This is a genomic window from Nocardioides sp. R-C-SC26, from assembly GCF_021246465.1.
In the GTDB taxonomy this organism is placed as follows: Bacteria; Actinomycetota; Actinomycetes; order Propionibacteriales; family Nocardioidaceae; genus Nocardioides.
The window spans coordinates 15,668-40,004 of the sequence record NZ_JAHRHK010000021.1; the positions used below are offsets into that span (position 1 = coordinate 15,668).

Genomic DNA, 24,337 nt, shown 5'->3' on the forward strand with positions numbered 1-24,337 from the left:
TGCGCGTCCTCTCGGACTCCTCGACGCGTTCGGCTCGCGTTGCGAAAGGCCCGCTGATGCGCCACGGTCGCTCACATTCCCTCCTGCTCCGGCTCGCGGTCATCGGCCCGGTGGCGCTGATGCCGATGCTCGTACAGAGCGCTTCCCAGGCGAGGGGTCCGGTCACGATCGACGGCAGCGCGGTCGCGCCGCTTCTCGACATCGAGTCCGCGGTGACCGGCGACGAGGCGCTCAGCGCGTTGCAGGGGTCGATGCGCGCCGCCGCTGCGCGCAACGGGATGGGCCCCGGCGCACTGCACGAGACGGTGTCGACCGACTCGACGGCGTGGGTCACCCCGTCGGGCCGTCTGGTCTACCGCGACCGCATCGGTGTGCCGGCGGCACAGGCACGGACGTTCGAGGCCAAGCGGGCCTTCCCGACCAGCCAGACGTTCACGCTGCACTCCAAGCCGGGCTCGCAGCGCACGATCTACATCGACTTCGACGGCGCCGAGGTCTCCGGCACCGCCTGGAACAGCGAAGGCCTGCCCAACGGCACCTACGAAGGCTTCAGCCTGGACGGCTCGCCTGCCTTCAGCGACGCCGAGCACGCCCGGATCCAGGAGGTCTGGCAGCGGGTCGCGGAGGACTACGCACCGTTCGACGTCGACGTCACCACCGAGGAGCCGCCGGCCGCGGCGATCGATCGCAGCGGCGCCGGCGACCAGGTGTTCGGCACCGTCGCGGTGGTCACCAACAGCACCGTGGCGCTGGCGAAGACGCCGTGCGGCGGCGAGGAGACCTGCACCGGGATCGCCTTCACCGACGTCTTCGACCACTACCGCGGCAACGCGGGCGATGCGGCCACGCATGCCGCCTATCAGCCGGCCTGGGCGTTCACCGCGCACTACAAGGACGTCGTGAGCATCGCCGAGACGGTGAGCCACGAGGTCGGACACAACCTGGGTCTCGCCCACGACGGCGACAACGTGAACGACTACAACACCGGCCAGGGTGCATGGGGGCCCATCATGGGCTCGCCGATGAAGCCGATCACCCAGTGGAGCAAGGGCGACTACCCGCGTGCGGACAACCGCGAGAACGACATCGCCCTGATCCGCGAGAACGGCGCTCCGCAACGGGCCGACGAAGCCGGGTCGACGGTGGCCGCCGCCGCTCCCTACACGACGGCGATGGGCGTGATCTCGGATCGGAGCGACGTCGACGTCTACGCCCTGGGTGCCTGCACCGGCGCCGTCTCGGTCGCGGGCGTGACGGCGTACGCGGGACCGAACCTGGACATGAAGCTCTCGCTGCTCGACGCCTCCGGTGCCGTGGTGGCCTCGGCGGATCCGCCGAGCAGCATGGTCTCGGTCGCACAGTCCGCGGGGATGAACGCGACCGTCTCCGGAACCGGCACCGGCGCACCCCTGTTCGTGGCCGTCGACGGCGTCGGGGCCAAGACCTGGACGACGGGCGGCTACGACGACTACGGCAGCATCGGCTCCTACCTGCTCACTCGCACCGGAGGGTGCGACGGCGAGCCCGTCGACCCCGGACCCGGCCCCGAACCGACCGTGACGGCGCCCGGCGCGCCGACCGGGGTGCAGCTCGCGCCCGGTCGCAAGGGTGGCGCGAAGACTGTCGTCGTGCGTTGGGCCGCCCCCACGGTCGACGGCGGAGCGCCGATCACCCGGTACGTGATCACCGCGGTGCGGATCAGCAACGGGCGTGTCGTCGCGACCCGCTCCTACACGGCGCAGGCGAGCTGGCGAGCCGCCGATATCGGCGTCGGTGCCGGCCAGTGGGCCGTGCGTGTCCGCGCCCAGAACACCGTCGGGCTCAGCACCTACAGCGCCTACAGCAAGCGGGCCACGGCCCGCTGAGCAACCGCACGGCGCGGTCTCTACTGTGACCTCTGACATGAGCGTCGACCCGGCACCGCTGGGGCGACGGCGAGCAGAGCAACGGATCGAAGGAGTAGAGATGGGTCGGTACGACGGACGGGTCGCCGTGGTCACGGGCGCGGCGCGCGGCATCGGATTCGGTATCGCCACGCGGCTGGCCGAGGAGGGTGCCTCGGTGGCGATCGTCGACCTCGACGAGAGCGCGGCGAGCGACGCGGCAGGCCGCCTGCCGGGCTCGGTGCGTCACATCGGGGTCGGCTGCGACGTCAGCGACGGCGCGTCGGTGGACGCCGCGATCGGCCGCGTCGTCGAGGACCTCGGTGGCATCCACGTGCTGGTGAACAACGCCGGCATCACCCGCGACAACCTGCTCTTCAAGATGACCGAGGACGACTGGGACCTCGTCATGGGCGTGCACCTCAAGGGCGCCTTCTTGATGACCAAGGCCGCACAGAAGCACTTCGTGGAGCAGCGCTACGGCAAGATCCTCAACCTCTCGAGCATCTCGGCCATGGGCAACCGCGGCCAGGCCAATTACTCGGCGGCCAAGATGGGCATCCAGGGCTTCACCCGCACCCTCGGCCTCGAGCTCAGCCCGTACGGCATCAACACCAACGCGATCGCCCCGGGCTTCATCGCCACCGAGATGACCGACGCCACGGCAGCGCGTCTGAAGATGGACGTCGAGGAGTTCCGCAAGCTGAACGCGGACGCCAACCCCGTCAAGCGGGTCGGCTTCCCTGAGGACATCGCCGCTGCCGCGGCGTTCCTCTGCAGCGACGAGGCTTCCTACATCACCGGCCAGACGCTCTACGTCGACGGCGGCGGCCGGCTCTGAGTCGTTCCGCGGCGGCGGGCGTACACCGTCGCTGCGGGATCACTGATCTCTGCCTCCGCCGGAGGACTCCACGACACGCCCCGGGACCTGCACGGTCCCGGGGCGTTCGTGCGCGCACACTGGGTGCACCATTGTCGAGCGATCTAGTAGACGAAAGTTCGGGCAGTCGCTGCCGATCCGTCTCGGGTGTTCGAGGACTGTGAGAGGCGAGGTGGCGTGATGGTGCGGTGGGGAGCGCGAGGTCGGCGTGGCCGACGGGGTGTCGTGGCCGGGACCGTGGCGGCCCTCGCACTGGTGCTCGCGGGCTGCGGAGCTGCCTCCGACCGCGCCGCGCGAGCCGCCGCAGACGGTTCGACCGCCCAGGCGACCGGATCGAGCGAGACCTGGCCACTGACCGGGCTTCCGGTGACCAAGGGCTCCTCGGCGCGCAGTACGCCGGTGCTCGTGGTCAAGATGGACAACACCCGCTCCAGTGCGCCGCAGGTCGGCCTCTCCGACGCCGACCTGGTGGTCGAGGAGCTCGTCGAGGGCGGTGTGACCCGGCTGGCCGTCTTCTACTACTCCCAGATGCCGCAGGACGCCGGGCCGGTGCGGTCGATGCGTGCCAGCGATATCGGCATCGTGAGCCCGGTGGACGCCTCGATGGTCACCAGCGGGGCCGCGGGGGTCACGATCGACCGGATCCGCGGCGCCGGCGTCTCCTACTTCGCCGAGGGCGATCCCGGCTTCTATCGATCCAGTTCGCGCTACGCCCCCTACAACCTCTTCGTCGACCTGCAGGACGTCGCCAAGGAGGCCGCGCGGACCGCCTCCCGGCCGGTCGACTACCTGCCGTGGGGGAGCGGCGCGGATTTCCCCAGCGGGCAGCCGGCCGAGCGGTTCTCGGTGCGTTTCTCCGGTGCGCACGCCACCGAGTGGCAGTACTCCGGCAAGCGGTACGCCGTCCAGAACTCCTACGCCGCCTCCGACGACGCGTTCCCCGCCGACTCCGTGGTCGTGCTGCGCGTCCCCGTCGGGGACGCCGGTTATCGCGACCCGGCCGGGAACGCCGTGCCGGAGACGGAGTTCGAGGGCACCGGCGAGGCGATGATCTTCCACGGCGGGCGACTGGTGCGCGGCACCTGGGAGAAGTCCTCGCTCGTGGCGCCGATCCAGCTCCGCACCCAGGCCGGCGCGCTCGCCGTCCCGGCGGGGCGGACCTGGGTCGAGCTCGTGCCCGTGGACGGCGGGTCGGTCGACGTCGGCTGACGCGAGAAGCGCGCCGGTGCCGCTCGAGGCATTCCAGCCCCGGCCCGGTCGAATCAGTCGTCGCTGGTCGTGTCGCTGGGCACCAGGGCGTTCGGCAACGCTGCGCCGCTCTCCACCAGGGCCTGGAAGCCGGCGAGCATGAAGCCGATCGCCGCCTCCACGCGTTCGGCCGCGACGGCCGGGTCGTCGGCGGTGGAGACCGTCTCGCCGGCGGTGGAGAGTGCGCCGAAGAAGATGCGGGCGAAGGTCTGCTTCATCTCCTCGTCGAGCCGCCAGGTGCCGGCCTCGAGCACCGACTCGACGATGTCGAGCACGTTGGCGAACGTCGAGCGCTCTTCCTGTTCGCGGTAGCGCTCGTAGCCGAGCACGGCGGGGCCCTCTTGGATGACGATCCGCCGGTAGGCGGGTTCGCAGACCACCGCGAGGAAGCCGCGCAGACCGGCTAGCGCCTTCTGCCAGGGATCCTTGCGGCCCTTGAGCGCCTTCTGGATCTGCCGGGAGGACTCCTGCTCGACGCGTTCGAAGACGGCTTCGAAGAGCGCCTGCTTGCCGGAGAAGTGGTGGTAGAGCGCACCCTTGGTCACCTCGGCACCGGCCACGATCGAGTCGAGCGAGGTGCTGGCATAGCCGTTCTCGGTGAACAGCCGCTCGGCGACGTCGACGAGCGCCCGCTTGGTCGAGGCCGAGTAGCTGGCCCGGCGTCCGGTCGAGGGGACGCCGGGGACACGCGGGACCTTCGTCACCAGCTTGCCCACCGACGCCTTGGCCATGGGCGAAGCGTATGCGGTGCAGGTCACACTCCGCCCGGCCCCCACCGGGTGGGGTGCTACGCGCTCGTTCGGCGATCGACCGGGTGGGTGACGACGACCACGTACCGAGGTGGGCAGGATCACGGTGTTTGAAGTTTGCAGGACCTTCGGTCGGTCTCATACTGAAGGTACGTACTCGCAGTATGTGAGTGCCGTTCCCGAGGAGCTGACCATGACCTGGAAGTCCTTTCACAACCGGGGCGAGATCCTGCGCTCCGTGATCACCGCTGCCAACGACCGCGTCGACGGACGCCTCCCCATGGACCTGGAGGGGGTCGCTGAGACCTTCGGAGACGAGCTCACCCTGCTCGGTGCTCTGCAGCTGAAGTGGCACACCCGCCTGTCCGGCGCCATCGAGCGCGAGCTCATGCACCAGCCGATGGACCTCGAGTCCGCCGTCTGCGATGCCTGGAACGTGACCGCCGACGAACTGCTCGGCGTCCGCGCGATCCTCGACCACTACCGCGCCAATCCCACGTCCGACGAGATGGCGTGGGCGATGGCCCGATCCACTGCCAAGGAGCGGTGCTTCTTGGCGACCATGGCCGGCCTTGCCGGCTTCGGTGTCGTCGAGGAGGTGGGAGCAGCAGCCATGGGCGCCCGCCTCGAGCAGCGCGCTCGGGCCCGCCGACTGCGGGTGCCGTCCCTCGAGGCCGGTCGCTCGGTGACCGAACCTCGGCCCACGTTCCTCGAGCGCCTGCGCCAGGTGCTCGCGGCCTGATCTCCCTCCTGGTCGACCGCGTTCCCCCCTTCGGTCGACCCCCGCGCCTCGGTCACGAGTCATGATGGGCTCGTGACCGAGGTGCATCCGGGGACCCTGCTGCTGGCCACGCCGGCGCTGGTCGACCCGAACTTCAGCGACGCGGTCGTGCTGATCCTCGATGTCAGCGACGGCGCGGTGGGTGTCGTCCTCAACCGTCCGTCGGGCGTGCCGATCGCCGACGTCCTCGCGCCCTGGGCCGACGTCGTCAGCGAGCCGGAGGTGCTCTTCCGTGGGGGGCCGGTGCAGACCGACGGCGCGCTCGCCGTCGGTCTCGTGACGGGCGACGCCGCTCAGGTCGAGAGTGCGATCGGCGCCGGGATCCGGCCGGTGGTCGACGCCCTGGTGCTGGTCGACCTCGACACCCCGACCGACGCCCTCCCGAACCACCTGCTCGAAGTACGGATCTTCGCCGGCTACGCCGGCTGGGGCGACGGGCAGCTCGAGCGCGAGATCGAGGAGGGCAGCTGGTACGTCGTCGCCGGTCGCGCCGACGACGTCTTCGGCGCCGACACCGCCACCCTGTGGCGCGACGTCCTGCGACGTCAGCCGGGCGACCTGGCCTGGCACTCCACTCGCCCCGTCGACTCCGACCTCAACTGACCCGACCGGTGGTCGAGGAGCTCCAGCGATTCGACCCGGTGGTTGAGGAGCTCCGCGAGGAACGAGCGGGGCGTCCCGAAACCCCGCCCGCCGACCGCGCGCCCGGCTACCGTGCCTCCATGCAGCCCTGCTCGCGCCGCCAGCTGTTGACCGCCGCCTCCGTCGGGGTCGTCGGCCCGCTGATCATCGACTCCTCGGCCGGGGCTGCGGGGCGTGCCGTTATCGCCGTCTCCCAGGTGCCGATCGGCGGCGGAGTGGTGGTCTCCCGACGCGGCGTCGTGGTCACCCGGCAGGCGAAGAGGCGCTTCCGCGTCTTCGACGCCGCCTGCACCCATCAGGGGTGCCCGGTCTCCGACGTGTCGGGCGGGCGGATCACCTGTCCCTGTCACGGGAGCCAGTTCTCCGCGACCACCGGTGCCGTGCTCGCAGGCCCGGCCGGGTCGCCGCTGCCGCCGAAGCGCTTCACGGTCAAGCGCGGCAAGATCTACCTGGCCTGACGCCGACCCGACGTCGCGAGGGCGCACGCTCCACCTGCGAGGATCGCGTCATGGCACGTGGCTCGATGCTCGGTCGGTTCCGGGGACGTCTGGCGAAGCGGGGTGGACGGCGAGACGCGCGCGTCGCAGCTCAGCCGGCTCCCGGTCGCACCGGAGTGGCGCAGTACGCGCCGCGGGCAGACGGTCGCCCCGACCCAGGAGAGGTCGTCTGGGCGTGGGTGCCCTACGAGGACGATCCGCAGCAGGGCAAGGATCGACCCGTCCTGGTGCTCGCCGTCAGCCAGGGCGAACCCGGAGCGGTGCTCGCACTGATGCTGACCAGTCAGGACCACGATCGCGACGCGGCGGAGGAGGCGCGTCGCGGCCGGCACTGGATGGACGTGGGCACCGGTGGGTGGGATCGCCAGCGGCGCCCGAGCGAGGTGCGCCTGGACCGGCTGCTGCGCCTGCCGCTGGACGCCGTCCGGCGCGAGGGGGCCGCGCTGGACCGCCCCGTCTTCGACGCCGTCGTCGCGGCCGCGCGGCAGTTCCACCCCCGCCTGTGATGGCACAACGTGATCGCTGCATCGTCGGTGGACGACGTTCAGGCCGTGAGGCACCGGCGGTTGAGGAGGCCCGAGGTGTGAGGACGGTCTCGAAACCCGGTGGGCGGCCCCTCGGCCGCTGCGCTGGCCCGGCGGGCCCTAGGCTGAAGGCACTATCCCCGGTTGGTCTGCCGGCAGGGCCCGCCTGACTTTGAATCAGGACTAGCGACGTAGGTTCGACTCCTACCCGGGGAGCAGATCTCAGGTCATCCCGAGCGCGCTGTCAGAGGTGTCCGCGAGCCTCGAGCGCCTCGATGAGGGCACTGGTGTCGTGCTGCCCGATGTGCCGCTCGGTGCCGACGAAGAACGTCGGGGTGCCGCGAACACCGCTCGCCTCCGCGCTGCCGATGTCGCGCTCGAGATGGCGCGCGACGTCGTCGGACTCCAGGTCGCCGAGGAACACGTCGACGTCGAGTCCGATCGCTGCGGCATGTTCGATCAGGTCGTCCATGGTCAACAGCTCCTGGTGGGCGAAGAGCCGGTCGTGCATCGGCCAGAACCTGCCCTGGAGCGACGCAGCCTCGACCGCCCGCGCGGCGGGCACCGCGTGGGGATGCACGGTGAGGGGCATGTGGCGGACGACGTAGCGCAGCCGGTCTCCGAAGTGCGCGCGGAGCTCGGCTGCGACGCCGGTCGCCCGTGCGCAGAAGGAGCATTCGAAGTCCAGGTACTCCACGAGGGTCAACTCGGCGTCGGCCGGTCCGTGGATGTGGTCGCGCTCGGGGTCGATCGGGTCGCTCAGGACGCGCGGGAGTGCCGCGTCGGTCTGGCCGAAGCGGCGCGCGGCGATGGCGAACACCACCCAGCCGAGCACGCTGGCGAGCAACGCCGAGAGCAGCACGCCGACCGTCGCCTGCGCGCGGAGCCTCTCGTCGTCGAAGGCCAGACCGACGATCAGGAGCGACACGGTGAATCCGATGCCCGAGAGCGCGGCCCCCGCCAGCGTGTGACCGGCCCCGACGCCCTGGGGCAGGCGGCCCAGCCCGAGCCGGACGGCGCCGAGTGCGCCGGCGCCGATGCCCACGAGCTTGCCGAGCACGAGACCGGCGACGACACCCCAGGTCACCGGCGACGCGAGGGCGTCGCCGAGCACCCCGCCGCGCAGGTCGACGCCGGCGTTGGCGAGTGCGAAGAGCGGCACGACGGCGTAGCTGGTCCACCCGTGGAGTACCTCCTGCAACCGCTCGTTGACCGAGATGGCTCGGTTGAGGCTGGTGCGCGCGGCCCGTTGCACCTCGGGCATCGGCGACTGGCGGAACGCCACGAACTGCCGGTTCGCCTGGCTCACCAGCGACCGCTCGGGGCTCGACGCGGGGATGAGCAGACCGGCGAGCATGCCGGCGATCGAGGCGTGCAGCCCCGACTCGAGCGTGGCCACCCACAGGACCAGCACGATGACCAGATAGGGCGAGGCCCGCCAGACGCCGGTGCGGTCGAGGACGGCCAGCGCGACCAGGCAGGCGCCGGCGACGGCGAGGGCGCGCACGTCGACGGAGTCGGAGTAGACGACGCCGATCACGCTGACCGCGACGATGTCGTCGATCACGGTGAGGGTGAGCAGGAAGATCCTCAGCTGGGTCGAGACCGCGGGGCCGACCAGCGCGAGGACGCCGAGCAGGAAGGCGGTGTCGGTGCCGATCACCACGCCCCACCCGCGTGCGGCCTCGCCGGTCGGGTTGAGGAGCAGATACAAGGCGGCCGGCACGGCCATGCCGCCGATGCCGGCGATCAGCGGGATCGTGATGCGCGAGCGGTCGGTCAGCTCGCCGACCGCGAACTCGCGCCGCACTTCCAACCCGATGACGAAGAAGAACACCACCATCACGCCGTCGTTGATCCAGTGATGCAGGTCCATCCGGATCTCGGCGCCGCCGAAGCGGATGGCGGCTTCGGTGTGCCACAGCGAGGTGTAGGCGTCCGACCACGCCGAGTTCGCCCACAGCAGCGCGACGAGCGCCGTGACGACGAGAAGTCCCGCGCTGCCGGCCTCGGTGTGCATGAACGACCGCAGCGCCGACGGCGTCTGCCCGGCGAAGTCCTGCGAGGTTCCGCTGCACCGGCTCTGGTCGTCGGCCATGCCGACACGCTAAGGCCTCCTGCGCTCGGATCGTTCGGCGCCTCCTGGGCACCCTGCTGGAGGGTGGGCCGACAACGACCGTGCTTTGCGACGATCGCGGTATGAGCACCGTGCTGGAGCATCAGGTGGAGATCGATCGGCCCGTGGGAGACGTCTTCGCCTACCTCGACGACGTCTCCCACGCGCAGGACTGGCTCTACGGCCTGCGCAGCATCGAGCCGGTCGGCGAGCAGGTGAGCGGTGTCGGCGCGGCCTACGACGGCGTCATCGTGGTCGGTGTCGAGCTGTCCACACGGATCGAGTGCACGGCGTGGGAGCAGGATCGGCTGATCGAGCTCACCTCGACCGACGGCATCCGCAACACCCAGCGTTGGACCTTCGAGGCGATCGATGCCGAGCGCACGCGCGTGGGCGCGAGGGTCGAGTACGCCCTGCCGGGTGGACCTGCCGGAGCGGTGATGGGGCGGGCGATGAAGCCGTTCGTGGGCGTGGCGGTGCGCCAGACCAGCCGCCGGCTGGTGCGCAACCTCGAGGCGCAGGCGGCCTGAGCGCCCGAGCCGGAATCGCTGGATTCAGGTTCGGCCGAGGATCTGTGCGACCTCGGCCGAGGCGAAGAACGGCTCGAGACGGGTCCGCACGACGGCGTCGAGCTCACCGGTCGCGGCGGCGGCCTCGAGTGCTCGAGGCACCAGGGCCCGGGCGTGGCGCACGACGTCGTCGCGGGTCAGACCCAGATCCTCGACCAAGGTCGAGACCGGGTGGTCGCCGTAGGCGTCGAGGAACCCGCGGACGAGAGCATCGGCGAGGGCGGTCACCGGGGCGGTCGGCGCCGCGCCGATCAGGAGGTCCTGCACCAGCCCCGCGACGCGCTCGACGTCGTCGCGAGTGGTGACGGTGCTCAGTGGCGGGAGCGGCTGGTCGCCGTAGGTGTCGAACACCTCCAGCACAGCAGCGCGGGTGGCGGGGTCGCGCAGCGTCTCCACCACGATCTTGTTCAGGCGGCGCATCGCGATCGTGGCGCCCTTGCCGGCGGTGTCGCCCAGGAGGCCCTCGAGCTGCTTTCCGGCAGCGCCGGCGGCGCTCGCGCCGATGGAGGCGCCCAGGGAGACCAGCGAGCCGACGCCGGGAAGTTTCTCCGCCACGGCGCGGTTCGCCGCGAGCACCTCGGTGACCAGACGCCCCACGAACCGGGCGGCCAGCCCGGCGACGAGGGGACTCTCGGCGAGTTCGTCCATCACGGTCTCCAGGACGGACACCAGGCGCAGGGCCTCGTTGGTGAGCGCCTCGACGTGGTCGCGGTCGACCAGATCGGTGAGCGACACCGGTTCCTCAGGGCCCTCGTGGGCCACGGCCGCCGCGACCGAGACGGCGGTGCTGGCCGCCGCGCTGGGAGGCAGCGAGGTCAACGCTTCGCGCACGAGCGCCGAGACGGCGTCGGCGTCGACGAGACCGCCCACGGTGATGCGACCGCCCAGTGCCAGCAGGTCATCGACGTCCTGCTCGATCAGCCCGGGAAGGTCCGGGCCGGTCAGCCGCTCGACGATCCACGCCACCTGGGCGTCGAGCAGACGGGCGGCGAGGTCGGTCGCGCTGGTCGAGGCCATGGCAGCAGCCTGCCGTATCGGCGCGTGTGCGCAGGGGAGTGGGGAGTCAGACGCCGGCGGCCTCGCGCAGGTCGCGCCAGGCCTGCGACGCGGCGGTGGTCACCAACGCCTGCTCGGCCTCGACCTCCACGACCGGGCGGGCACCCGCTGCGACGCCGACGTAGCGCAGGCCGGCGGACGGATCCAGGCGCGGCGTCCAGCCCATCCGGCGCAGCATGCCGACGGCGTACTCCCACGCGGCTCCGTGCAGCGAGGAGCCGGAGAGGAAGACGTCGTCCATCGGTGCGGGGAGCACGACCAAGCCCAGGCCCGACGCGAGGTCGAGGTGGGCATCGTGGAAGGAGTCGACCGGCACCTGGAAGATCACGCTCGTTCAACGGTGCTCGGGGGCACGGGGTTACGCCGGTGGTCCGGGCGGGCCGCCACGACGACCACGACGACCACGACGAAACGGGATCTCCCTGCCCAGGTGCACCGATCCGCCCTAGAGTGATGCGGGTGTCCGCAACCCCCACGACGGAACTGACGGTCATCGTCCTCGCTGCCGGCGGTGGCACCCGGATGAAGTCCAAGACGATGAAGGTGCTGCACCCGATCGGCGGCCGTTCGATGATCGGTCACGTGCTCGCCGCAGTCGGCGGTCTCGAGCCCTCCCGTGTGGTGACCGTCGTCGGGCACCAGCGCGAGCAGGTCGGTGGTCACGTGCTGGAACTGATGCCGGACGCCGTGCTCGCCGTCCAGGAGGAACAGCTCGGCACCGGGCATGCGGTGCGGGTGGCCGTCGAGGCCGCAGGTCGAGGGCTGGCGGGCACGGTGCTGGTCGCCTATGGCGACACCCCGCTGCTCACCGCGGAATCGCTACGCGACTTCGCCGCGGAGCACCGCGCTGCACAGGCGGCGGTGAGCATCCTGAGCGGAGTCGTGGAGAACCCGTTCGGCTACGGCCGAGTCGTGCGAGACGACATGGGCGAGGTCGTCGCGATCGTGGAGGAGAAGGACGCCTCGCGCGAGCAGCGCGAGATCACCGAGATCAACTCCGGGATCCTCGCCTTCGACGCGGCCTTCCTCGTCGAGGCGCTTCCGCGCATCGGCAACGACAACGCCAAGGGCGAGTACTACCTGACCGACACCGTGCAGCTGGCACGCGATGCGGGACTCACCGTCACCGCCCACCCCATCGACGATGTCGCACAGACCGAGGGGGCCAACGACCGCGTGCAGCTGGCCGAGCTCGGTCGGGTTCTCAACGACCGGATCGTCACGGGCTGGATGCGCGCGGGCGTCACGGTGATGGACCCCGGATCCACCTGGATCGACGCCGACGCGGTCCTCGCCCAAGACGTCACCATCCTGCCCGGCACCCAGCTGTTGGGTGCCACGGTCGTCGCCGAGGACGCTGTGATCGGGCCGGACACCACCCTGCAGGATTGCGAGATCGGTGTCGGGGCCCGCGTCGTGCGCACCCACGCCCAGCTCGCCGTCATCGGCGCCGAGGCCAACGTCGGCCCGTTCTCCTACCTGCGCCCGGGCACGGTGCTCGGAGCGGGCGGCAAGGTCGGCGGCTTCGTGGAGACCAAGAACGCCCAGATCGGGGACGGCGCGAAGGTGCCGCACCTCTCCTACGTGGGTGACGCAGAGATCGGCGAGGGCACCAACATCGGTGCGGGCACGATCTTCGCCAACTACGACGGCGTGGAGAAGCACCGCACCGTGATCGGCCGGCATGCGCGGACGGCGTCCAACAACACCTTCGTGGCCCCGGTCGAGATCGGCGACGGTGCAGCGACCGGTGCCGGCACCGTCGTGCGCCGGGACGTGCCGCCCGGATCCCTCGCGGTCAGCAGCGGCCCGCAGCGCAACCTGCGCGGATGGACGGTGCGACGACGGGCCGGCACCAAGCAGGCCCAGGCCGCGATCGAGGCCGACCCCGGCTTGGGCCGGCCCGCCCCCGATGCGGAAGAATCCTGACCGCCCCACCCTTGCGAGAAGGAGCCCCCGCGTGACCGGCATCCAGCGGACCACCGAGAAGAACCTGATGGTGTTCAGCGGACGGGCGCATCCCGGCCTCGCGGCCGAGGTCTCCGAGATCCTCGGCACCCCTCTCGTCCCGACCTCGGCCTACGAGTTCGCCAACGGCGAGATCTACGTGCGCTACGAGGAGTCGGTGCGCGGCTGCGACGCCTTCGTGATCCAGAGCCACACCACGCCGATCAACGAGTGGATCATGGAGCACCTGATCATGGTCGACGCGCTCAAGCGCGCCTCTGCCAAGAGGATCACCGTGGTCATGCCGTTCTGGGGCTACAGCCGACAGGACAAGAAGCACCGTGGTCGTGAGCCGATCTCGGCGCGTCTGATGGCCGACCTGTTCAAGACCGCCGGTGCCGACCGCATCATCACCGTCGACCTGCACGCCGACCAGCTCCAGGGCTTCTTCGACGGCCCCGTCGACCACCTGATGGCGCTGCCGCTGCTCACCGACTACATCAAGGGCAAGTACGGCGGCCAGGCGCTCGCCGTCGTGTCGCCGGACGCCGGGCGGATCAAGGTCGCCGAGCGTTGGTCTGCCCGCCTCGGCGGTGCACCGCTGGCCTTCATCCACAAGACCCGTCGCACCGACGTCGCCAACGAGGTCGTGGCCAACCGGGTGGTCGGCGACGTCACGGGCCGGATGTGCGTGCTGACCGACGACATGATCGACACCGGCGGCACGATTGTTAAGGCAGCCGAGGCCCTGATGGCCGAAGGCGCCGCGGGCGTCATCATCGCCGCCACCCACGCGATCCTCTCCGACCCCGCCGTCGACCGGCTCAAGAACAGCCCGGCTGCGGAGATCGTCGTCACCAACACGCTGCCGATCGAGGACGAGCGCTGCTTCGACAAGCTCACCGTGCTCTCGATCGCTCCGCTCGTCGCCCGCGCCATCCGCGAGGTCTTCGAGGACGGCTCGGTCACCTCGATGTTCGACGGTCACGCCTGATCGCAGACGCGCCGGCGGCTGCGATCGTCGGTGGTCGAGCAATCGTCGCGACCGAGGAACGACGTCGCGAAGACGCGTCGAGACCCGGTGAGGTGCGCGCCGACGTCGGCTGTCAGGGGTTGCGAGGCCCTCGCTGGCGCTCAGGCACCGCGACCACCGGTGAGTCGACCGGCGTGTCGACTCGCCGATTGGTCCCCGGCGGACCTTCACCCGTAAGGTTATGGGGTTGCCTCGGCGAGGGAGCGCAAGCTCCGTGATCGACAGGGCCGGTTTGTCACCAGACGCCGCGCTGTCGCGCGGCGTTCGTCGTTTCCGGCCATCTCGCGGCCGAGTCCGGGGCTCACGAACGTTTGACGATGAAGGAGTAGCCCCATGGCTGAGCAGATCCAGGCCGAGTCCCGCACCGAGTTCGGCAAGGGCGCGGCCCGCCGCATCCGCCGCGAGCACAAGATCCCCGCGGTCGTCTACGGCCACGGCAACGACCCCGTCCACGTGACCCTCCCGGGCCACGAGACCACCATGGCGATCAAGCACGGTGGAGCGAACGCGCTGCTGGAGCTCGTCATCGACGGCAAGCCGCAGCTCGCGCTCACCAAGCAGGTCCAGGTCGACCCGATCCGTCGCGTGCTCGAGCACGTCGACTTCGTCGCGGTCAAGCGCGGCGAGAAGGTCACCGTCGACGTCCCGGTGATCGTCACCGGTGACGCCGTCGCCGAGACCCTCGTCGTCACCGAGAACGCCACCGTGCAGCTCGAGGCCGAGGCCACCAACATCCCCGAGCAGATCGAGGTCAGCGTGGAGGGCGCCGAGGTCGGTACCCAGATCACCGCCGCCGACCTGACTCTGCCCTCGGGCACCTCGCTGCTCACCGACGCCGAGACCCTCATCGTCAACATCACCGCCGCTCCGACCGCCGCCGACGTCGAGGCCGAGCTCGCCGAGGCCGAGGCCGAGGCCGGTATCGAGCGCGACGAGCCCGAGGCCGAGGGCGCCGCCCCGGCCGAGGAGGCCGCGGCCACCGAGGAGTGACCTCGCACTTCCTTCGACCGAGCCGGCTCAGGTGGTACCTGGGCCGGCTCGTGTCACCTGTACGTCCGCCCCGCCCCACGGAGGACCACGTGAGCGACCCCGACACCTCGGCGGGCCCGGTGACGCCGGCGAGCCAGGTCTGGCTCGTCGTCGGCCTGGGCAACCCCGGCCCCGACTACGCAGGTCACCGCCACAACATCGGCTACCTGGTGATCGAGGAGCTGGCGAGGCGGATGGGCTCGTCCTTCCGCTCGCACAAGTCCGGTCGCGCCGACGTCGTCGAGGGCCGGCTGGGTGCGCCGGGTACGCCCGCGCCCCGCGTCGTCCTCGCCAAGCCGCGCTCGTACATGAACGAGCTGGGCGGCCCGGTCAAGGCGTTGGCCACCTTCTACAAGGTGCCGCCCGAGCGCATCATCGCGATCCACGACGAGCTCGACATCGCCTTCGGCACGCTGCGTATCAAGGTCGGTGGCGGCGACAACGGCCACAACGGGCTGCGCTCGATGCGGGGCTCGCTGGGCACCGGCGACTTCTACCGCGTGCGTGCGGGCATCGGTCGCCCGCCGGGGCGGCAGGAGGTGAGCGACTTCGTGCTGTCGAACTACAACGGCACCGAGCGCAAGGAGCTGCCGTTCCAGATCGACAGCGCCGCGGACGCCGTCGAGACGCTCATCGCCGACGGTCTCGAGCGCACCCAGCAGCAGTTCAACCGCTGAACCGACCTCCGGCGAGCACCGCGTGGACCCACGCCGTGGATGAGTAGGGTGGTCGCCCGTGACGACGTACACGCCCAGCACCCCACCGGCCGAGGCCGCCACCGACGATCACGCGCTTGCCGCCTGGCTCGCCACCGAGGCCGGACGGCGTCTGCTCGAGGTCCGCGGCGAGGGCCTGGAGGGCAAGGAGCTCAAGGACGCCGGCGACCGTGCCGCGCACGAGCTGCTCATGGAGCTGCTCGCGCAGCTGCGCCCGGGCGACGTGGTGCTCTCGGAGGAGGGCAAGGACGACAAGGCCCGGCTCGAGGCCGACCGCGTCTGGATCGTCGACCCGCTCGACGGCACTCGCGAGTTCTCCGAGCCCCCGCGCGACGACTGGGCAGTGCACGTCGCGCTCTGGGAGCGCGGTGCCGGTGACGGGTCGACCGGCCCCGGCGACCTGACGGCGTGCGCCGTCGCCCAGCCGGTTCTGGGGGAGACGTTCAACACGGCGAAGCCGCCGGTGGTGCCGCCGCGCACGAGCGCCAAGCCGCGCATCGCCGTCAGTCGCAGCCGTCCGCCCGCCTTCGTGGAGGAGCTGGCCGCCGAGCTCGACGCCGAGCTCGTGCCGATGGGCTCGGCCGGGGTGAAGGTGCTCTCGGTCGCGCGCGACGTCTCCGACATCTACGTGCACGCCGGTGGCCAGTACGAGTGGGACTCCGCCGCCCCGATCGGCGTCGCCCGCGCCGCCGGACTGTTCACGAGCCGCATCGACGGCACGCCGATGATCTACAACCGCGACGACGTCTACCTGCCGGACCTCATCGTCTGCCGGCCCGAGCTCGCCGACCAGATCGTGGCCTGGGTGACCTCGCGCGGCATCGGCTGACTCTCCGCCCACGCGTCGACCCGTCTTCATCTGAAGACGGGTCGACGTCGTTTTCCCCGTTGACCCGTCTTTGTCGAAAGACGGGTCAACGCACCAGGGGTGGTGGTCTGGTCCAGCCGTGGAGTTCGCCTGCTGGCGTTCGGCTCCTGTTCACGCACCGAACCTCGAGCGTTTCGTACGTCTCCTGACACTGTCGCAGGCTCGCGCCGCGGGCCCTCTCGGGAACCACCGCACAGCGTCAGGAACAACCGCCTCGTGTCCACCACTCTTCCGGCGTACGACCCCGCCGGCGCCGATCTCGTCGCGCCGCGTGCGTTGTCGCGTCGAGCTCGCGGCGCCGACGCGGTGTTCGTGCACAGTGCGCGTCTGGTCGGGGCCTCGGTCCTGGTCATCACCGGAGGCGTCGCCATCTTCTTGGGCTGGCAGGCCTTCCCGACGCTGCAGCGCTACGGCTGGTCGTTCTTCACCGAGTCGCAGTGGCAGCCCGAGGCCGACGTCATCGGCATCGCCGCCGTGGTGGTGGGCACGTTCGCGGTGGCCACCGTCGCGATGACGATCGCGTTCCCGCTGGCGCTCACCACGGCTCTCTACATCAGCGAGTACGCGCCGGCGCGGATCAAGCCCACCCTGGTGTCCCTGGTCGACCTGATGGCCGCGGTGCCGTCGGTGATCTACGGGCTCTGGGCCTACATCCTGATCATGCCGTACGCCGCCGAGTTCGCGGTCTGGATGGATCGCAACTTCGGCTGGATCCCGATCTTCGCCGTGCGCGGCGGTGACGCCGACAGCGCGATCCCGCTGCTGTCTCGGTACAGTTTCAGCGCCTTCTGCGCCGGCATCGCGGTCGCCATGATGGTGATGCCGATGGCGTGCGCCGTCATGCGGCAGGTCTTCTCGCAGACACCGCCGGGGGAGAGGGAGGCCGCGCTCGCCCTCGGCGCCACCCGGTGGGGCGTCATCCGCGCGGTCGTCCTCCCGTTCGGCCGCGGCGGCATCATCGGCGGCACGATGCTCGGCCTGGGCCGGGCACTCGGCGAGACGATCGCCGTCGCGCTGATCCTCGCGCCTGCGTTCGACGTGAAGTTCCGGGTGCTCGAGCAGGGTGGCGGCACGGTCAGCGCCCTGATCGCCAACCGCTTCGGAGATGCCAGCCCGACGCAGCTCTCCGCACTCCTGGCTGCCGGTCTGGTGCTGTTCCTGATCACCCTGGTGATCAACACGCTCGCCGCCGTCGTGGTCAACCGCTCCCGCTCCGGGGCGGGGGTCGAGGCATGAACACGACGGCACCGGAGGTCTCGACAAGCTCGACCATCGGGAACGGCTCGACCACCGGCAGCGGCTCGACCACCGAGGGGGTCTCGACGAGCTCGAGCACCGGGGACGGCTCGGCCACCGAGGCGCCCCGTACCTTCCTGCCCCGATCCGACGACGACGCCCCGCCGCCGGTGCCCCGAGCCACGCTCGGGCGGATGACCGCCGACGAACGGCTCGTCCGGGTCGGCTCGTGGGTCTCGGCCCTCGGCCTGGCCTGGCTGATCACCCAGCGCCTGCTGCCGTTGGACGGCCTGCCCTGGTTCCTGCTGACCTGGTTCGGCCTTGGGTTGACCGTCACCGCCGTCCTCACGCTCGCCACCGGCACGCGGGTCGAGGCGGTCGACCGGGTTGCCGGCAGTGCGATCACCGGTGCCGCTCTCGTGGTCGCCGTCGCGCTCGGCAGCACCGTCGTCTACGTCGCGGTGAAGGGGTGGGAGCCCGTCTCCCACCTGAACTTCCTGTTCAGCGACATGGCCGGGGTTGGGCCGCGCGACCCCTTCGACGCCGGCGGCATCAAGCACGCGATCATCGGCAGCCTCATCGAGATCGGCATCGCGATCGCCATCACGCTGCCGCTCGGGGTCGGCACCGCGGTCTTCATGACCGAGGTCGGCGGCCGGTTCGCGCGCATCGTGCGTACCGTCGTCGAGGCGATGACGGCGCTGCCCTCGATCGTGGCCGGCCTGTTCGTCTACACCGTGCTGATCGTGACGCTCGGCTACCCGCGCTCGGGCTTCGCCGCGGCGATGGCGCTCTCGGTGATGATGCTCCCGATCATCGCCCGCGCCTCCGACGTCGTGCTGCGCGTCGTGCCGGGCAGCCTGCGCGAGGCGAGCCTCGCGCTCGGCGCCAGTCGCTGGCGCACGGTGTGGCACGTCGTCCTGCCGACGGCACGCTCGGGCCTGGCGACGGCGCTGATCCTCGGCATCGCCCGCGGCATCGGCGAGACCAGCCCGGTCCTGCTCACCAGCGGCTCGGCCAACTTCACCGTCACCGACCCGACGAGCGGCGCCATGCAGTCGTTGCCGCTGTTCATCTACAGCAACGTCCGCAGCGGTGACCCCGTGGCGATCGAGCGGGCCTACGGCGCCGCATTCGTGCTGCTGGCCCTGGTGCTCGTGCTCTTCGTCGTCGCCCGTCTGCTCGCCCGCCCGCGGTCCGGCACTCGCCGTCCGCTGTTCGCCCGATTCCGGAGGACCGTCCGATGACCCGCCGCAGCGCACGATCCCGTGCACACCCCAGCGCCCACCGTCGTCTGGGTGCGCTCGCCGCCAGCCTCGCGCTGGTCTGCTACGCCGCCGTCACCGGCGCCCCGAGTGCGGCCGCGGCCTACGCGACCATCGAGGGCACCGGCTCGACCTGGTCCGAGCTGATCGTCCAGCAGTGGATCGCCGACGTCGACGCCAACGGCATGAAGGTCGTCTACACCGGCGGCGGCTCGACCAAGGGTCGCAAGGACTTCTCCCAGAACAGCACCGACTTCGCGATCTCCGAGATCCCCTACCAGGGCACCGACGAGAGCGGCCAGGCCGACACCAGCAACGGCCGCGCTTTTGCGTACCTGCCGATCGTGGCCGGTGGCACCGCCTTCACCTACCAGCTCAAGGTCGGCAACGAGCTCGTACGCAACCTGCGCCTCTCGGGCGAGACGCTCGCCAAGATCTTCACCAGCAAGATCACCTCGTGGAGCGACCCCGCGATCACCGCGGACAACAACGGCCGCCAGTTCCCCGACAAGGACATCATCCCGGTCTACCGCTCCGACGGCTCCGGCACGACGGCCCAGTTCACCACCTGGCTGGACAAGAGCTATCCCTCGATCTGGCGCCCCTTCTTCGGCCGCAGCGGCCTGACGTCGTACTACCCGCCGGGCGGCAACCGGGTGGGGCAGTCGGGCTCGGACCAGGTCATGAACACGATCTCCGGCTTCGCCGGCGACGGGATGATCGGCTACGTCGAGTACTCCTACCCGGTCAACAAGAACTACCCGGTCGTCAAGGTGCTCAACAGGGCCGGCTACTACGTCGAGCCCACCCAGTACAACGTGGCGGTCGCGCTCACCAAGGCGCGGATCAACATGGACAAGAGCAATCCCGACACCTATCTCACCCAGGTGCTGGACGGCGTCTACAGCAACGCGGACCCGCGGGCCTACCCGGTGTCGTCGTACTCCTACATGGTCATCCCGACCGGGGCGAGCGACCCGCGCATGACCACCGCCAAGCGCCAGACGCTCGCCGACTTCCTGTACTACTCGCTGTGCGGCGGGCAGACCAAGGCCGGCCCCTACGGCTACTCGCCGCTGCCGCTCAACCTAGTGCAGGCCGGCTTCGACCAGATCGCGCAGTTGAAGAAGGCCGACGCAGCCGTCGACCTGACCGACCGCGACGTCCGCTCGTGCAACAACCCGACCTTCGACGGTACGAACCCCGCGAAGAACGTGCTGGCGCAGAAGGCACCCGCTCCGCCGGCGTGCGACAAGCAGGGCGAAGGGCCCTGCGGCTCCGACACCGGCAACAACGACCCGACGGGCGGCGACTCCGGTGGCAACACCGGCGGCGCGACCGATCCGGGGACGGGTGCTAGTGGCGGGAGCGGTGGACCAGACGGCGGTGGCACCGACGTCGGCGATCTGGGCGCCCCCGGTGGTGACGCGCCGCAGGTCGACCCCGAGACCGGCCTGACCGTCGGCGGCACCGGGACCCCCACGACGTCCGGCGGGGCGATCTATGCCAACCCGACGCTGGTCGCGGACCGCCCGGCCGACGCGCGGACCTTCGGCTGGGTCGCCGCCGTCGAGCTGCTGGCGCTGGTGCTGCTTCCCGGTCTCGTCGTCGCCGCGCTCCGCCGTCGTCGTCGGGAGGGCGTGGCATGAGGGGACCAGCCGCCCGTCGTCGACACCGTCTCGGTGTGCTCCTCGGAGTCCTGCTCGCCGTCGTCGTCTCGCTCGCGCTCGGCGCCACCGCCGGCTCGGCCGCCGACCCGCTCGCACGGGCCATCACCCCAGCGGCGAAGGCGGCCCCCGCCGGCAAGGACGGCTTCAGCACGACCAAGACGCTGACCCGCACCTTCGCCGAGGCCGATGGACAGACGACGACCGTGGCCAGCTACGACGTCACCGTGCGGGCCGACCGCACCCAGAACCTCCGTGGCAGGCAGCGCGTGCGAATCACCTGGAGTGGCGCGCAGCCCAGTGGCGGCCGCGCCAGCAATCCCTACGGTGAGAACGGCCTGGCCCAGGAGTACCCCGTCGTGGTCATGCAGTGCCGAGGACGCGACGGAGCCGGCGTGCCAGCAGCTCGCCAGCTGAGGCCGGAGACGTGTTGGACCGCGTCGGTCGCCCAGCGCTCGCAGGTGCTGCGCTCCGACGGCGAGGCGCTGTGGCGCGTCGACCGGTTCGAGGACGAGGCCGACCGCGAACGGGTCTCGGGCATCGATCCTTTCCCTGCCGAGCAGTGCGCCGATGCGGACGTCGAGTCCTACTCCACCCACCTCACCGAGTTCGCCGCTGCGGGCGGCACCGTGTTCCCGGCATGCGACTCCGAGTCGATGCCGCCGGAGGCAGCCGTCGGCGCGGCGTTCCCGCCGGCCGAGGTCGCCGCGTACACCGATGAGAACGGGGCTGGCTCTGTCAAGTTCGAGGTGCGCAGCGACGTCGAGAACGAGTCGTTGGGCTGCTCGCACACCGTCGAGTGCTCGATCGTGGTCGTGCCGATCGTCGGACTCAGCTGCGACACCCCCTCCACGCCGATCTCGATCGCGGACCGGGCCTGCCGCAAGCTCGGCCGGTTCGCGCCCGGCTCCAGCAACTTCGCGAACGAGGGCGTCGACCAGGCGGTCAGCCCGGCGCTGTGGTGGTCGGAGTCGAACTGGCGCAACCGCTTCTCGATCCCGATCACGTTCGGCCTGCCGCCCGACACCTGCGACGTCCTCGACACGCGCCCGCCGACGGGGTTCTACGGCTCCGAGCTGCTCGCGCAGGCCGCGCTGCAGTGGTCGCCGGCCTACTGCCTGGACACGAAGCGCTTCAAGTTCCAGCTCAACCAGATGCCTGACGAGGCCGGCTGGAACCTGATGACATCGGGCGAGGGACCGGCAGCGGTCGTCTCCTCCGAGCACACCGCGCTCGCCGGCCAGCCGATCGGGTACGCCCCGACGGCGGTGACCGGTTTCGCCGTCGGCTACGTGATCGACCGCCCCGAGAACGGCGGCGAGTACACCCAGCTCAAGCTGACTCCGCGTCTGCTGGCCAAGCTGCTCACCCAGAGCTACGTCGGCTCCGACCTCGGTCGTGGGCACCCGGGCATGGCCGGGAATCCGGTGTCGATCCTCAACGATCCCGAGTTCGTCGAGCTCAACCCCGGGCTGAGCCGGATCGACCAGGAGGCCGGCGCCACGCTGCTGTCGCTCTCCACGTCGGCCGACGTCGTGGAGCAGCTGACCTCCTACATCGCTCAGAACCGCGAAGCGAGCGCGTTCGTGGCGGGCAAGGCCGACCCGTGGGGCATGGTCGTCAACCCGTCGTACCGCAAGATCGAGCTGCCGCGCGCGGAGTGGCCGCTGCTCGACACCTACGTGCCGCAGACGCAGAATTCGTGCCGCCAGGCGAACCCGGCGGTCTACTTCAACCAGCTCGCCGCACCGGTGACCACCTTGCGCAAGATCGCCGAGGCGTTGCTGGACTCGCACCCGAACGTGCAGACGCGCTGCGACTACGACGCCTCGACCCAGCAGTACAAGGTCGGCCGCATCGATCGCCAGTCCTTCGGCGCGCGGTTCCTGCTCGGCATCGTCAGCCTGGGTGACGCCGAGCGCTACGGGCTGCGTGCGGCCGCGCTGCAGACGAAGCCGGGGCGCTTCGTCCCCCCGACCGCCCAGTCGCTGGCGAACGCCGTCGACCTGACCACGCAGAAGCGCACGCGGCTGCCGTTCGTCCTCGACCAGGCCGACGTCGCGCGCAGCGGCGGCGCCTACCCCGGCACCATGGTCGTCTACACCGCGGCGAAGCTCAGCGGTCTGGACGCCGAGACCGCGGGCCACCTCGCACAGTTCGTGCGGGTCTCGACCACCGAGGGCCAGCGTCCGGGGAGCGGCAACGGCGAGCTCCCGGCAGGGTTCCTCCCGATCCGTGACACCGGGCCGACGGCGAAGCTGCTCGACGCCGCGGACGACGTCGCCGATGCGATCGAGGCGCAGCGCCCCCCGAAGACTTCTCCGCCAGCCGGCCCCGGTGGCGGCGACGGCGGACCCGACAGCAGCGACGGGGGCACGACACCGCCGGGCGACCTGACGCCGCCCGGTCGGTCGACCCCTGACACGACGCCGCCGACCGGCGCGCCGACGCAGGATCCGGTGCTCACCGCATCGCCCACCGCCGCGACGACCACGGTCGACTCGGGCATCGCGGGCCGCCTCCTGCCCGGTCTGCTCGCGCTCGGTCTCCTGGCCGGTGTCTACAGCGCGGCGTCGCGGTTCTTCGTGCGCGTTCCGCGGCGGCCCGAAGCAGGTGGGCGATGACGCCCACCCCGGCCACCCCGCCCACCCCGACTACTCGGTCGAGCCGGGCAGACGAACGCCCGTCGGCTCGGCCCGGTGGACGTCGCCGGCTCGTCGGCCGTTCACCCGAGCGGTCCGCGGGGGCCGCGAGGCCTCCCCGCGCTCGGAGCGGCCCGCGTCCTCCGGCCGAGGGCAACGGAGCGGTGATCTCCTCGGCAGTCACCATGGTGGCGCTGGTGTGCCTGTGGACGGTGCTGCAGCTCCTGGTGCTCGGTGGCCTCTCGCACGACCGCGCCCAGCAGTTTCTCTACGGGGAGTTCCGCCAGCAGCTCGCCGGGTCGGTCGCGCCCGTCGGACCCGTCGTCCCGGTCGGTGACCCGGTGGCGTTGATGCGCATCCCCGCGATCGGGATGGAACAGGTCGTCGTCGAGGGCACCGCCTCGGGAGACCTCCTCGTCGGCCCCGGTCACCGCCGCGACACCGTCCTCCCCGGCCAGCAGGGTGTCTCGCTGGTCTATGGCCGCGGCGGCACCTACGGAGCCCCGTTCGGCGACATCACCGAGCTGGTGGAGGGCGACGTCATCGTCGTCGTCTCCGGGCAGGGCGAGACCCGCTACTCGGTGACGGGCGTCCGTCGTTCCGGCGACCCCGTGCCCCTCCCGCCTGTGGAGGGCGAGGGTCGCCTGACGCTCGTCACCGCGGAGGGCAGCGGCCGGCTCGCGGGTCTGACCGCCGACACCACCGTCTTCGTCGACGCGAGCAGCCCCGATGCCTTCCCCGCTCCACCCGGCCGCCCGACGGCGGTCCCCGAATCCGAGCAGGCGATGGCGAGCGATCCCGGAGCACTCCCGCTCCTGGCGCTCTGCCTGGCACTGCTCGTGGCGTTGACCCTCGCGGTCGTCGCCGCCCGTGAGCGCTGGTCGCTCACGGTGGTCTGGATCGTCGCGAGTCCGCTCGCGATCGCGGCCGCCTGGCTCACCACCGACACGGTGATGCGCCTGCTGCCGAACCTGATCTGACCTGCATGT

General features: G+C 71.0%; 22 protein-coding genes and 1 tRNA gene. 19 read left to right on the forward strand and 4 right to left on the reverse strand.

Features of this window, described 5'->3' with window-relative positions; genetic code table 11:
* The first annotated feature begins 56 nt into the window (after positions 1–56).
* The 3 genes from KSO97_RS15675 to KSO97_RS15685 all read left to right on the forward strand — a co-directional run bounded on the left by KSO97_RS15675 (position 57) and on the right by KSO97_RS15685 (position 3,972).
* Positions 57–1,865 (forward strand): zinc-dependent metalloprotease family protein, encoded by a 1,809-nt coding sequence (locus KSO97_RS15675; RefSeq protein WP_232680532.1) that lies wholly within the window; start codon positions 57–59, stop codon positions 1,863–1,865.
* Positions 1,866–1,965: 100 nt separating this feature from the next.
* Positions 1,966–2,724, forward strand: coding sequence for an SDR family NAD(P)-dependent oxidoreductase (locus KSO97_RS15680; protein WP_232680533.1), 759 nt, complete (start codon positions 1,966–1,968; stop codon positions 2,722–2,724).
* Between the two features lie 264 nt (positions 2,725–2,988).
* Positions 2,989–3,972, forward strand: coding sequence for a DUF3048 domain-containing protein (locus tag KSO97_RS15685; RefSeq protein ID WP_232680534.1), 984 nt, complete (start codon positions 2,989–2,991; stop codon positions 3,970–3,972).
* A 53-nt stretch (positions 3,973–4,025) separates the two neighbouring features.
* On the opposite strand, the gene KSO97_RS15690 is transcribed toward KSO97_RS15685, so the two are convergent.
* A complete protein-coding gene (locus KSO97_RS15690) occupies positions 4,026–4,742 on the reverse strand; it encodes a TetR/AcrR family transcriptional regulator (protein ID WP_232680535.1) in 717 nt (238 codons plus the stop codon).
* A gap of 211 nt (positions 4,743–4,953) precedes the next feature.
* On the opposite strand from KSO97_RS15690, the gene KSO97_RS15695 reads away from it, so the two are divergent.
* The 5 genes from KSO97_RS15695 (at position 4,954) to KSO97_RS15715 (ending at position 7,420) form a co-directional block, all read left to right on the forward strand.
* Entirely contained in the window at positions 4,954–5,502 is a 549-nt protein-coding gene (locus KSO97_RS15695; RefSeq protein WP_232680536.1) for a hypothetical protein, read from the forward strand.
* A 72-nt stretch (positions 5,503–5,574) separates the two neighbouring features.
* Positions 5,575–6,144, forward strand: coding sequence for a YqgE/AlgH family protein (locus KSO97_RS15700; RefSeq protein ID WP_232680538.1), 570 nt, complete (start codon positions 5,575–5,577; stop codon positions 6,142–6,144).
* A 119-nt stretch (positions 6,145–6,263) separates the two neighbouring features.
* Positions 6,264–6,641 carry a Rieske (2Fe-2S) protein gene (locus tag KSO97_RS15705; RefSeq protein WP_232680540.1) on the forward strand — a complete coding sequence of 126 codons (378 nt, stop codon included), beginning with the start codon at positions 6,264–6,266 and terminating at the stop codon, positions 6,639–6,641.
* A 50-nt stretch (positions 6,642–6,691) separates the two neighbouring features.
* On the forward strand, positions 6,692–7,186 hold the full coding sequence (locus tag KSO97_RS15710; RefSeq protein ID WP_232680541.1) for a type II toxin-antitoxin system PemK/MazF family toxin: 495 nt from the start codon (positions 6,692–6,694) through the stop codon (positions 7,184–7,186).
* Positions 7,187–7,341: 155 nt separating this feature from the next.
* Positions 7,342–7,420: transfer RNA gene (locus KSO97_RS15715), tRNA-Gln, on the forward strand.
* A gap of 28 nt (positions 7,421–7,448) precedes the next feature.
* Here the strand turns inward: KSO97_RS15715 and nhaA are convergent.
* Positions 7,449–9,302, reverse strand: coding sequence for a Na+/H+ antiporter NhaA (gene nhaA / locus KSO97_RS15720; RefSeq protein ID WP_232680543.1), 1,854 nt, complete (start codon positions 9,300–9,302; stop codon positions 7,449–7,451).
* A 101-nt stretch (positions 9,303–9,403) separates the two neighbouring features.
* On the opposite strand from nhaA, the gene KSO97_RS15725 reads away from it, so the two are divergent.
* Complete coding sequence (locus tag KSO97_RS15725; RefSeq protein WP_232680545.1) at positions 9,404–9,850, forward strand: SRPBCC family protein; 447 nt, start codon at positions 9,404–9,406, stop codon at positions 9,848–9,850.
* Between the two features lie 24 nt (positions 9,851–9,874).
* Here the strand turns inward: KSO97_RS15725 and KSO97_RS15730 are convergent, their stop codons facing one another.
* Complete coding sequence (locus KSO97_RS15730; RefSeq protein WP_232680547.1) at positions 9,875–10,906, reverse strand: hypothetical protein; 1,032 nt, start codon at positions 10,904–10,906, stop codon at positions 9,875–9,877.
* Between the two features lie 46 nt (positions 10,907–10,952).
* Positions 10,953–11,273, reverse strand: coding sequence for a hypothetical protein (locus KSO97_RS15735; RefSeq protein WP_232680549.1), 321 nt, complete (start codon positions 11,271–11,273; stop codon positions 10,953–10,955).
* A 131-nt stretch (positions 11,274–11,404) separates the two neighbouring features.
* Between KSO97_RS15735 and glmU the strand changes: the two genes are divergently transcribed.
* The 10 genes from glmU to KSO97_RS15785 all read left to right on the forward strand — a co-directional run bounded on the left by glmU (position 11,405) and on the right by KSO97_RS15785 (position 24,328).
* Positions 11,405–12,874, forward strand: a complete 1,470-nt coding sequence (gene glmU / locus KSO97_RS15740; protein ID WP_308188328.1) for a bifunctional UDP-N-acetylglucosamine diphosphorylase/glucosamine-1-phosphate N-acetyltransferase GlmU — start codon at positions 11,405–11,407, stop codon at positions 12,872–12,874.
* 31 nt (positions 12,875–12,905) lie between these two features.
* Entirely contained in the window at positions 12,906–13,886 is a 981-nt protein-coding gene (locus KSO97_RS15745) for a ribose-phosphate diphosphokinase (RefSeq protein WP_308188329.1), read from the forward strand.
* Between the two features lie 372 nt (positions 13,887–14,258).
* A complete protein-coding gene (locus KSO97_RS15750) occupies positions 14,259–14,915 on the forward strand; it encodes a 50S ribosomal protein L25/general stress protein Ctc (RefSeq protein WP_232680551.1) in 657 nt (218 codons plus the stop codon).
* An 89-nt stretch (positions 14,916–15,004) separates the two neighbouring features.
* Positions 15,005–15,631, forward strand: a complete 627-nt coding sequence (gene pth, locus KSO97_RS15755) for an aminoacyl-tRNA hydrolase (protein ID WP_232680553.1) — start codon at positions 15,005–15,007, stop codon at positions 15,629–15,631.
* Positions 15,632–15,689: 58 nt separating this feature from the next.
* On the forward strand, positions 15,690–16,499 hold the full coding sequence (locus tag KSO97_RS15760; protein WP_232680555.1) for a 3'(2'),5'-bisphosphate nucleotidase CysQ: 810 nt from the start codon (positions 15,690–15,692) through the stop codon (positions 16,497–16,499).
* Between the two features lie 255 nt (positions 16,500–16,754).
* Positions 16,755–17,774 (forward strand): phosphate ABC transporter permease subunit PstC, encoded by a 1,020-nt coding sequence (pstC, locus tag KSO97_RS15765; RefSeq protein ID WP_232680557.1) that lies wholly within the window; start codon positions 16,755–16,757, stop codon positions 17,772–17,774.
* A complete protein-coding gene (gene pstA, locus KSO97_RS15770; RefSeq protein ID WP_232680559.1) occupies positions 17,771–19,021 on the forward strand; it encodes a phosphate ABC transporter permease PstA in 1,251 nt (416 codons plus the stop codon). Before pstC ends, pstA begins: the two co-directional genes overlap by 4 nt.
* A complete protein-coding gene (locus KSO97_RS18070) occupies positions 19,018–20,688 on the forward strand; it encodes a substrate-binding domain-containing protein (protein ID WP_269782619.1) in 1,671 nt (556 codons plus the stop codon). The genes pstA and KSO97_RS18070 overlap by 4 nt, the downstream gene beginning before the upstream one ends.
* Positions 20,689–20,723: 35 nt before the next feature.
* Positions 20,724–23,330, forward strand: a complete 2,607-nt coding sequence (locus KSO97_RS15780) for a hypothetical protein (RefSeq protein ID WP_232680561.1) — start codon at positions 20,724–20,726, stop codon at positions 23,328–23,330.
* Between the two features lie 182 nt (positions 23,331–23,512).
* Complete coding sequence (locus KSO97_RS15785; RefSeq protein WP_232680562.1) at positions 23,513–24,328, forward strand: sortase; 816 nt, start codon at positions 23,513–23,515, stop codon at positions 24,326–24,328.
* Positions 24,329–24,337 lie beyond the last annotated feature (9 nt).